We start from the raw sequence: 2410 nt of genomic DNA, 5'->3' as shown, positions 1-2410 counted from the left end.
GCCCTACTGGATCGGCGCCTGGGCCATCAAGATGGCACCGGCCTGGCTCAACCCCGACCTGGCGGTGCGCATCGCCTTCGCACTGATGCTCTGGGGTGCCTTCAGCGCCACCTGGTATGCCGCGTACTACCTGGCACGCACACCGCGCGCGCAGCCGGTGGCCTTCGCCTTCGGTGGCGAGGCCCGCCCGACCGACTATGCGCGCGCCATCGCCGATGGCGCCGTGCTGGCGCTGATCGCCTCCCTGGGACTCGCGCAACTCGGTCACGAGACCACGCCCGCGCTGGCCCAGCTGTTCTTCGCCTCCCATCTTTTCTTCGGCGTCGCGGCCCTGCCCTATCACCGCATCGGCGCCTTCATCGCGCTGCTGATCGGCAGTTTCGGGATGGCGCTGTCCGGCGGGCCAACGGTCGGGCTGGGACTGGGCCTCGGCTGCGTGCTGGTGCTGGCTGCGGAGCGCAGGCGCAGCAGCGCCGACCAGACCTCCGAATCCGAACCGACCTACAGCGTCGGCGCGATCGCAGCAGTGCTGGCCGCCACGCTGTTGGCGGCAGCCCTCGCGGCCGCACTCGGGCTCTTCCAGTGGAAGATCGAACTGCCGGTCGGAGGCCCCAACGCCCGCGTTTTCGCCGAGGTACGCGGCCAGGCCAAGTTGCTGCTGTGGTTCACCTGGCCGACCTGGCCGCTGGCGGTCTGGACCCTCTGGCGCTGGCGCCGGCAACTGACGGCACGCCACGTCGCGCTGCCGCTGTGGTTCGCGCTGATGCCGCTGCTCGCCACCTGGACCACCAACTTCTCCGAGCGCTCGCTGCTGCTCGCGCTGCCCGCCCTCGCGACGCTCGCCGCCTTCGCGCTGCCGACCCTGCGGCGCAGCGTGGCGGCGCTGATCGACTGGTTCACGCTGCTGTTCTTCAGTGGTTCGGCCATCATCATCTGGGTGATCTGGGTGGCGATGCAGACCGGTGTGCCGGCCAAGCCCGCGGCCAATGTCGCCAAGCTGGCGCCGGGTTTCGTGCCGCATTTCTCGGTGGTCGCCTTCATCTTCGCCGTGGCTGCGACGCTGGCCTGGGCCTGGCTGGTCCGCTGGCGCACCGGACGCCATCGTGCCGCGCTCTGGAAGACCCTGGTGCTGCCGGCCGGCGGCGCCGCGCTGTGCTGGATGCTGCTGATGACGCTGTGGCTGCCGCTGCTCGACTACGCGCGCAGCTACGTGCCCCAGGTGCGCGCGATCTCGGAGAAGGTCAGCCAGACCGAGTGCATTTCCGAACTTGCCCTCAGTCGGCCGCACATCGCGGCGCTGCGCTACCACGGCGGCTTCAAGCTGCGCTCGCTCGGCGCCGACGCGCCCTGCCCCTGGCTGCTGGTCAGCCCGGAGGCGATCGCGCGCCTGCGCGACATCGTGAACCTCGACGGCTGGCGCCTGATCGGCACGCTGCGGCGACCGACCAGCCCGAGCGACGACCTGCTGCTCTACCAACGGATCGTCCCGGCCGGTGGCTAGCGAGCGGCGGGTGATCGCGCGCCACGCCGCGACGGTGCTGGTCGGCCAGCTTGCGGTGATGGCCTTCGGCGTGACCGACACGATCGTGGCCGGCCGCTATGCCGAAGGCGCGTTGGCGGCGCTGTCGGTCGGCTCGGCGATCTTCATCAGCGTCTTCGTCTCGCTGATGGGCGCACTGCAGGCGCTGCTGCCGATCTGGGCCGAGCTCCACGGCGCGGGCCGCACGCACGAGGTCGGCCGCTCGGTCCGGCAGTCGCTCTATCTCTGCGCGATCACGATCGCGATCGGCATGGCAGTGCTGCTGTTCCCGGCGCCGTTGCTGCGCTGGACCGAAGTGCCGCCGGCCATGCGCGACGACGTCGAGGCCTACCTGCAGGTGCTCGCCTTCGCGCTGGCGCCGGCCCTGCTGTTCCGGCTCTTCAGCACCCTCAACCAGGGCCTGGGCAAGCCCCAGCTCGTGACCTGGCTGCAGCTGGCTTCGCTGGGCGTGAAGCTGCCGCTGTCGATCTGGTTCGCCTTCGGCGGCGCCGGACTGCCGGCCATGGGATTGGTGGGCTGCGGCTGGGCCACGCTGGTGGTCAACTACGCGATGCTCGGCGCCGCCATGTGGCTGCTGCGCAGCGACTCCTTCTACACGGGCTACCGCTTCTGGCAGCGGATTGAAGCACCGGACTGGCGGCAGATCAGCCAGTTCGCGCGGCTCGGCGTGCCGGCCGGGTTGTCGGTGCTGGTGGAGGTGACCTCGTTCACGCTGATGGCGCTGTTCATCGCCCGGCTGGGCACGGCGGCCTCGGCCGCGCACCAGATCGCTTCCAACCTCACGGCGGTGGCCTACATGTTGCCGCTGTCGCTCGCCATCGCGACCAGTGCGCGGGTCAGCTTCTGGCTTGGGGCCGGCGACCCTGGGCG

2 protein-coding genes are annotated in these 2410 nt (G+C 70.6%); both read left to right on the top strand.

Annotated elements, in window-relative coordinates:
- Positions 1 to 1501: hypothetical protein (locus tag AC1D2K_RS33485; protein ID WP_478094587.1), on the top strand; the 1501-nt coding region annotated here is incomplete at its 5' end.
- Between the two features lie 58 nt (positions 1502 to 1559).
- Positions 1560 to 2410 (top strand): MATE family efflux transporter (locus AC1D2K_RS33480; RefSeq protein ID WP_478094589.1); only part of this gene is annotated, 851 nt, incomplete at its 3' end.

The organism is Variovorax sp. P1_H12_2, from assembly GCF_056405335.1.
This window is presented reverse-complemented; position numbering and strand designations above follow the sequence as displayed.